Source organism: Streptomyces sp. NPDC022910 (assembly GCF_055561075.1).
This window is the reverse complement of record NZ_JBVHHL010000124.1, coordinates 1-7,322: the sequence shown is the minus strand read 5'-3', so window position 1 is coordinate 7,322 and position 7,322 is coordinate 1. Positions and strand designations below refer to the sequence as shown.

Below are 7,322 nucleotides of genomic sequence, written 5' to 3'. Positions count from 1 at the left end.
GTTCACTACTGCTCATGGGTGTGCAATCTCCTGTCGTGCCCTCTCAGGTTAAACGTTCACAGAAGGGCGTCTCACCACAGGCTGACAGAGAGGGTCCGGTCTCGCTGCCCAAGCTCGCCCACGACACCGCTGGCGATCCCCATTTCTTCGACCTCGACACCCTCGCCGGCAGCCGGCTCGTCACACTGGTCGCCGAACTGACCGGACAGGTGGAGCCGACACGGCCGGACCGCATCCGTGCCCTGCTCGAGCAGACCGGAGTCGTCCCTGACCGGCTCACCGCCACCGTGCTGCTCCACCACGTCCAGGCCATCGGCGACGGACCGGTCGACCGGCGCCTACGCGACGCCGTCGCCCCGGTCGCGCTGCACCTGTTCGACCTGACCCGCACTCCCCCACGTCTGGACCCGACCCAGGTACTCACCGTGGTGGAAAACCCCTCCGTCCTCGAAGCCGCCCTCACCTGCGGCCACACCGCGCCGCTGGCGTGCACCAGCGGACAGTTGCGCGCCGTCGACCACGCCCTACTGCAACTCGCCGTCGACCAGGGCGTGGCGCTGCGGTATGCAGGCGACCTGGACGGGCCGGGGCTCGCCATCGCGCACACCGTCGCCCGCCTGTACGGCGCCACACTCGTCGCCATGGACCTGGCCACACTCCACGACGCCGGAACCCGCCCGTCCGCAGTGATACTGGGCCCGCTCCCCGCCGAAGACATCGACCTGCAGCTCACCCGCGAACTGCGCAACGTGGGGCGGGTGGTGTTCCAAGAACACGACGCCGTTCTGGACCGCCTCCTCCCACCCGCTTCCACCTACTGAGCTTGACTCATGAAGTCGTTGGGGGTGAGGGACAGTCCGGTCCCGGTGCGGCATCCGTCGATGAGGTGGAGACGATGCCGTGCCAGATGGTCTGGATGAGGTGCTCGGGTGTGGTGCAGGCGGTATTGGACAGCCAACAGCGCACCCGCCGATACCGTCCGCCACATCAACAACCACACGAGCGCGACCTGATCGACAAGCCCCCCACCAACCTGTCACGTCACGGACATATACGATCCTTCAAACGCAGCCTCTGTCATGCCAGTAGGCGCGGATGGCAGTGGCTTCCTGCCAGGCCTGTACCTGCGTGCGCAGGGCCTTCAGCCGGTGGTCTTCCAGAAGCGCAGTGCGAGCCTGCTGCATCGCAGTCAGCCAGCGTTGGCGTGTCTCTTCTTCCTTGCGCTGCTGGGCCTGCCGTCGTTCGTACTCGGCGTGTGCGCGGTGGGCGATCTCTCGGAACAGGGTGGGGAGTTTGTCTTCCAGGCGCCAGCGTTGCCTGTCTCCCCAGTGAGAGCGTCGGCCTCGATGGGCGTAGGTGTGCTCGAGGCTGAGTTCGAGTTCGTGGGATGGGCGTGTGGTGCGCGCGGTCACGCGTTGCCAGGCGTACTTCGCGCCGCTGGGGTCGGGTACCTCGTAGGAGCCTTCGTGGAAGGAGAGCGGGAAGGAACTGTCGCCGATGGTGATCACCAGGCTGGCTGCTGAACCGGTCTCGGGGTTGCTGACGGTGTAGTTCTTGGCTTCGGCTGTGTGGCAGAGGGCGTGGAGGATGCGGCGGGCGCGGGGCTGGCAGTCGGGACAGGCCGGGATGTGTGCTGTGGCGGCTGCGGGGTGCAGGCGTTCTGCTGGCAGGTCGTCGGGGACGGGGACGGTCTCGTCTGGGGGCGTGGAGCGTCGCGGCGGTGGCCCGGGGCGCAGGGTGATGATCAGGTCGCCTTTGTCGCGTCCGGTGTGCTGGAGATGGTGGCCGTCGGGGACCAGGTGGTCTGCGCGTGCGGCATGCAGGGCGCGGCGCCAGTGGGCCCGCTCGTTCGATGTGGGGTTGGCGATGTGCAGGGTGCCGCCGGATTGCTGGAGTCTGCTGATCAGTTCCGCCGCCTCGGGTGCCGTCGGCGCAGCAGAGGTGCTCGGGCGTGGGGCGAGCGTGGCGTCGGTTTGGGCGAGGTTCCGGTGGCCGGCTTCGGTGGGGGCTGCGCTCCAGCGGCCGTCGGCCCGGGTTGTGGTGACCAGGCCACGATTGCGCAGGGCATAGACGGTCGCGGTGAGGTCGGAGTCATCGGAGGTGATGGGCGTCTGGCCATGGCAAATGCGGCGCAGGACTTCGAGTTGGCGCTCGTTGAGCTTGGTGCGGGCCACGGATCTTCCTGTCGTTGGTGCCCGGTCGGTCGGGGGTGTCAGTCGTCGCGCTCGGCCTGGCGCAACGTCTCGAGGGGGATGCCGAGTTCCCGTTCGAAGCGGTCGGCTGTCTTGGCCTGTCCGGCTTGGCGGAGGCTGCCGATGGCCTGTTCCATGAGCTGGCCGATGCGGAGGACTTCGTCGCGCAGGGCCTTGAGTTCTTCGAAGTTTTCGACCACGTCCGCGCCGCACCATTGGCGCAGCAGGTTGTAGGCGGGTTGGTTGCTGCGGTCGACTTCTGCGCAGATCTCGGGGCTGATGTGGGTGCCGGGATTTTTGCCGCGGCCGGGGTAGTAGCGGCCGTAGATCGCGTCTTGGCGTGCCTGGCATTCGTGTTTGTCCACGACGGCCATCAGGTGGTCGGCCCGGGTGCGGGCCAGGAGTCGTGCGACGTCAACGGTGGTGGGCCAGGGCGCGGTCAGCGCGCCGTCGGTGTCGGTGAAGGCACGTGGGTCGCTGCAGAAGAAGCTTTCGGGCACGTCGAGGAGCGCAGCCAGCGCGGGGACATCGTCGACGTACAACAGGCCTCGGTCACGGTAGTTGACACCAAAGGACACCAGCCCCTCCCACAGGTGCTCGTCGAAGAGGATGACGACCGCCCGAAAGGCAGGGTCCTCGTCGTCCGGGCTGTCTTTCGTCAGTTCGCTCCACTGCTGCTCGCGGGCCAGCCACGCGTCCTTGTCCTGCCAGGCGACACGCAGCCGGGCTGGCGGCACCCACTCCTGTCGGCCTTCCGCTTCCTCCGCGACGAAGCGGACTTTGACCCGCACCGGGCGTTGCGTACCCATCTTCAGGACCTTGAACCGCCCCGGTTCGAATAGAGACTCGATTTCATGAAAGGATCGAGTCATGGCACGACCTTCCCGTTACCCGCTTGAGCTCCGCCGCCGTGCGGTGCGCATGGTCGCCGAGGTGCGCGACGACTACCCGAACGAGACGGCCGCCTTGCAAGCGGTGACGGAGAAGCTCGGCATCGGCTCCCGCGAGACGCTGCGGAACTGGGTGAAGCAGCACGAGATCGACGCGGGCCAGCGCCCGGGGACGACGACGGAGGAGTCTGCCCAGCTCAAGGCACTGAAGAAGGAGAACGCCGAACTCAAGCGGGCCAACGAGATCCTCAAGGCCGCGGCAAGTTTCTTCGCGGCCGAGCTCGACCGGCCACACACACGCTCGTAGCGTTCATCGACGAGCACCGGGACCGCTTCGGCGGGGTCGAGCCGATCTGCAGGACGCTCACCGAGCACGACTGCAAGATCGCCCCTTCCACCTACTACGCCCACAAGAAACGACTGGCCGCCCCGTCCGCACGATCAGTGCGGGACGCTCAGCTCAAGGAACTGATCAGCCAGGTTTACACCGCCAACTACCGTGTCTACGGGGCGAGAAAGGTCTGGCGTGAGCTGAACCGGCAGGGACACCTCGTGGCCAGGTGCACCGTCGAACGCCTGATGCGGGAGATGGGCATCCAGGGGGCGGTCCGCGGCAAGCGTGTGATCACCACGCTTCCCGGCGGGCAGGTCGAGCGAGCTCCCGACCGTCTCGACCGCGACTTCGTCGCCGCCGCCCCCAACCGTTGCTGGGTGGCGGACTTCACCTACGTGAAGACATGGTCGGCCACCGTCTACGTCGCGTTTGTCGTAGACACCTTCTCCCGCCGGATCGTCGGCTGGTCGGCGGCCACCGTCAAGGAGACCGTCTTCGTCCTGGACGCCCTGGAGATGGCGATCTGGCAACGCGACCGCGACCAACAACCCATCCGACCGGGCGAGTTGATCCATCACTCGGATGCCGGGTCGCAGTACACGTCGTTCAGGCTCGCCGAGCATCTGGACGCCGCCGGCATAGCCGCGTCCATCGGCTCAGTCGGCGACGCCTACGACAACGCCCTGATGGAATCGGCGATCGGCCTGTATAAAACCGAGTTGATCAAACCCCAGCGGCCCTGGAAGACGCTTTCCCAGGTCGAGCTGGCCACCGCCGAATGGGTCGACTGGTACAACCACCGCCGACTCCACGGTGAGATAGGCCATATCCCGCCCGTCGAGTACGAAGCCAACTACTACACGGAACTCACGAACCCCCAGGTCACAACCACAATCTGAGATCTCTACCGAACCCGGGGCGGTTCACCTCGACTTCTGCGACGGGTCCGTGGTGTGGCGCCACCCGGTACGCCCACCTCTCCCCCACGTCCACAGGCCCTCCTCTCCTGGCGAACGCCTCGCCGCCATTCTGCTCCTGATCACACGGCATGAGGGTGAGCTCCATCAGACCTGCGCCCCCGTAGCGGTGGAAGAAGAGCCAAGTCGAACGGTGTTGTCGCCCGTTGGCCAAGGGTCTCTGATACCGACGCGGACTTTCGGGATGCTCGATTCCAGGAAGGGCGCTCGGTGGGGCCTGTCGGGGTCAGGCAGCGCGCTCGTAGGTGGTGCCGGTCCCGAAGACGTCGTCGAAGGGTAAGGCCCGCTGGCTACTGACCAGATGGTAGGCGCCGTTGGTGGGGTGGAGGGTGTGGAAGCTGTTGTAGAGGACCTCTGCGGGTGTCAGGACATGGAGGTCGCCCAGGACGTAGTACAGCGGCACGGGCGCGTGGACGCCCATGAATTGCAGGCCTGCCAGGGCGCACTTGTGGGAGATAGCGTAGTTGCGGGAGGTGGTGCTGGGCATGCGCGATTTGGCGTCTATGGTGACGAGTTCGCTGCCGCGGGCTGCGATGAGGTCGGGGAAGTAGCGCAGTGCCGAAGGTGTGTGGCGCAGGGCTTGCTGGATGGGTGCCGGGTAGGTGCCCTGTCCGCAGGGGTGGACGGTCCAGCCGCGTGCTTCGAGTGGGTTTTTGACGGTGTGTTCGTGCTGGTCTCCGATGGTCTTTCGTGCCAGCCAGTCGGTCACTGCTGTGCCTCCTCGTCCGCGACCTCTTCGCGTAGTACGAAGTGCCACTCTTTTGTATTACCACCGTAGCGGCTATGATGCCGCCATGACGGAGTACGTTGACCCACGTTTTCGTCCCACGCTGTGGCCCGGATCCACCATTCCGGCCCCGCCCCTGACGCGGCGCATCAAGAACGTGCGTGTCAAGGGCGACTGGATCCTGTGGACCCCGGTCCCCTTCGAGGACCGCCCGGCCGTGGAGCTGCCCGAGGACTTCTACCTGCGCGAGCTGATGGAGCTGCGGGACGACGACCTCGAGGGGGCAGCCCGCATGATGGCGGCCTACGGACCCCTCTTCGGCGCCGACCGGGACGATCTGTCCTTCGATAACGAGGAGGTGTACTACAAGGTGCAGGACATCCCCGAAGCCGACAGCGAGCAGCAGCCCTACCCATTCGGTGTGCACCGCGATCTGGTGGCCATCTACGTGCGGACCGCGCAGGACGCGATCACAACATGGCTGGCCTGCCAGCGCGAGGGGGGCCTCGAAGAACTCGTCCGACCGCACGTCACCGAGGAGACGCTGACGGACCTGCGATCACAGACCCGGCACCGCGAACAGCCCTGGCCGCAGTCGCTCGAGGAGCTGCAGGAGATCCTCATCGACGCCAAACTCACCTCGCTGGAGGAGGTGTTGAACCGGGCTCTGGGGCGTTTCAGCATCGGCATCGGTGATCTCTCCGACCGTTACCCCACTGTCTACTCGGTGGCGTTCCTGCAGCTGTACAACCACCTCGTCGAAGGCGCCACCGTCCACCACTGCGCCAACGAAAGATGCGGCCGCGCCTTCGTCCGTCAGCGCGGCCGCGCCGCATACCGCCAGCACCGCACCACCGGAGTGAAGTACTGCTCCCGCGAATGCGCCCGCGCCCAGGCCCAGCGCGAACTGCGCCGACGCCGCAAGCAGGAGGCCAGCAATCCCTGAGCGGGCTCGCCAGGCCGCCGCATTCGCCTGATCGCTCGACGCATAGCGGTGCACACGACGCAGCCGAAGCGCTAGCGACTGGTCTCGAGGTCGTTGAGGACGGCGAGGACCGGGCCCCAGCACATGCCGACGGTGTCGCGGTCGGGTGTGACACCTCGTTCTTGTTGTTGGCGCAGGTGGACGAAGTTGCGGTAGTCGCGGACGATCTTCATGAAGTCATGGGCGTCCATCTGGATCCAGCCGCGGGAGCGAGCGGTGTCGAGCAACAGGGAGAAGCTGGTCCGTTCGGGAGGCACGAGCTTGCCGTTGGGCAGGACGAAGCCCTGCAGCAGGGTGGGGTCGCGGTGGGTGAGGACGTCCAGGAGCAGCGCTTCGGCGAAGCTGCCGATGCCGATGAGGGTGAGGCCGTAGGCGCCGTGCTGTTCGCAGATCTGGGTTTCGGTGACGCGCTCCATGAGCTGCTGGAGGAAGGCTTCACTGCTGACGAGGGGCCGTATGCGGGCTTCGAGGTCGTCGGGGACGGTGAAGACGGTGGTGTGGCCGTCGGTGCCGGGCTGGCCCAGGACGGGGCGTCCGGAGACGTAGGTGACGGTGAGCTGTTCGGCGGCGAGGTGAGTGTTGAGTGTCTGGCGGACGAGGTCGGCCGAGGCCAGGCCGTCGTCGTATTCGAGCGGGTCGCAGATGCGGCACAGCAGCCGGCTGACGGCGGCCACATCGTCGGTGCTGGTGAGGATGTCGGAGAGCCAGGGGATGCGGGGTGAGCCGTCGTACTCGGCGGGCTGGGGCCATCCGGCGCGTTGGAGGAGCTGGGTGAGCTGATAGCCCCGGCGTTCGAAGGGGCCGTCGATGTCGACGATGAGGCGGGCGACGCGTTCGAGGGTGAGGGGGTCGAGGGGTTTCACTGCGGGGTCTCCCTGTCTGCCGTGTGCTGGGCCTGTTCGAAGGCCCGGGTGAGGCGTTCGACGATGACGCGGCCGCGTTTTTTGAAGCCCAGTTCGGTGATGGCCTGGTTGATGCGGGTGTCGCGGTCGAGTTGGAATCCGTCGCTCAGCAGCCAGGACGCCAGGGCCAGCAGGTCGGCGTCGGAGTAGTCGCCGATGCGGTCCGCGGCGGGCAGGGCGGGGCGGGGGCGGCGTGTGGCCGCTGCTGGAGGCGGGGGTGTTTGAGGGGCCTCGCGTTTTTCGGACAGGGTCTGGCCGAGCAATTCATGCCGTGAGTTGCAATTCCTGGAACTCGGCGTGCACTTCGCCCGGGGG

The 7,322-nt window shown here is 66.6% G+C and carries 8 protein-coding genes; 3 read left to right on the top strand and 5 right to left on the bottom strand.

Annotation, left to right across the window (positions count from 1 at the left end):
- Positions 1–821: DUF2399 domain-containing protein (locus ACZ3TS_RS42210; RefSeq protein ID WP_467628334.1), on the top strand; the 821-nt coding region annotated here is incomplete at its 5' end.
- Positions 822–1,061: 240 nt separating this feature from the next.
- Here ACZ3TS_RS42210 and ACZ3TS_RS42205 read toward each other — a convergent pair.
- The gene (locus tag ACZ3TS_RS42205) at positions 1,062–2,174 is read right to left on the bottom strand and encodes a hypothetical protein (RefSeq protein WP_467628331.1); all 1,113 of its coding nucleotides are present in this window, start codon (positions 2,172–2,174) and stop codon (positions 1,062–1,064) included.
- 38 nt (positions 2,175–2,212) lie between these two features.
- Positions 2,213–3,064 carry a hypothetical protein gene (locus ACZ3TS_RS42200; RefSeq protein WP_467628329.1) on the bottom strand — a complete coding sequence of 284 codons (852 nt, stop codon included), beginning with the start codon at positions 3,062–3,064 and terminating at the stop codon, positions 2,213–2,215.
- On the opposite strand from ACZ3TS_RS42200, the gene ACZ3TS_RS42195 reads away from it, so the two are divergent.
- Positions 3,063–4,315, top strand: a protein-coding gene (locus tag ACZ3TS_RS42195; protein WP_467628327.1) for an IS3 family transposase whose coding sequence is annotated in 2 segments (ribosomal slippage) — positions 3,063–3,345 and positions 3,345–4,315 — 1,254 coding nt in all. Because the reading frame shifts where the segments join, the coding sequence is not laid out codon by codon here. The two genes, ACZ3TS_RS42200 and ACZ3TS_RS42195, sit on opposite strands and share 2 nt — an antisense overlap.
- A gap of 304 nt (positions 4,316–4,619) precedes the next feature.
- On the opposite strand, the gene ACZ3TS_RS42190 is transcribed toward ACZ3TS_RS42195, so the two are convergent.
- Positions 4,620–5,102: a hypothetical protein gene (locus ACZ3TS_RS42190; protein WP_467628324.1), complete on the bottom strand. Its 483-nt coding sequence runs from the start codon at positions 5,100–5,102 to the stop codon at positions 4,620–4,622.
- Between the two features lie 85 nt (positions 5,103–5,187).
- Between ACZ3TS_RS42190 and ACZ3TS_RS42185 the strand changes: the two genes are divergently transcribed.
- A complete protein-coding gene (locus tag ACZ3TS_RS42185; protein ID WP_229850791.1) occupies positions 5,188–6,066 on the top strand; it encodes a hypothetical protein in 879 nt (292 codons plus the stop codon).
- Between the two features lie 71 nt (positions 6,067–6,137).
- Here ACZ3TS_RS42185 and ACZ3TS_RS42180 read toward each other — a convergent pair whose 3' ends face one another.
- Together ACZ3TS_RS42180 and ACZ3TS_RS42175 are read right to left on the bottom strand one after the other, a co-directional pair.
- On the bottom strand, positions 6,138–6,968 hold the full coding sequence (locus ACZ3TS_RS42180; RefSeq protein WP_467628321.1) for a hypothetical protein: 831 nt from the start codon (positions 6,966–6,968) through the stop codon (positions 6,138–6,140).
- Positions 6,965–7,322 (bottom strand): hypothetical protein (locus tag ACZ3TS_RS42175; RefSeq protein ID WP_467628318.1); only part of this gene is annotated, 358 nt, incomplete at its 5' end. The genes ACZ3TS_RS42175 and ACZ3TS_RS42180, both read right to left, overlap by 4 nt.

Bases quoted from the DNA above. Each gene is read 5' to 3' on its own strand.
- ACZ3TS_RS42185 (WP_229850791.1), top strand. From the start codon at position 5,188: ATGACGGAGTACGTTGACCCACGTTTTCGTCCCACGCTGTGGCCCGGA.
- ACZ3TS_RS42200 (WP_467628329.1), bottom strand. From the start codon at position 3,064: ATGACTCGATCCTTTCATGAAATCGAGTCTCTATTCGAACCGGGGCGG.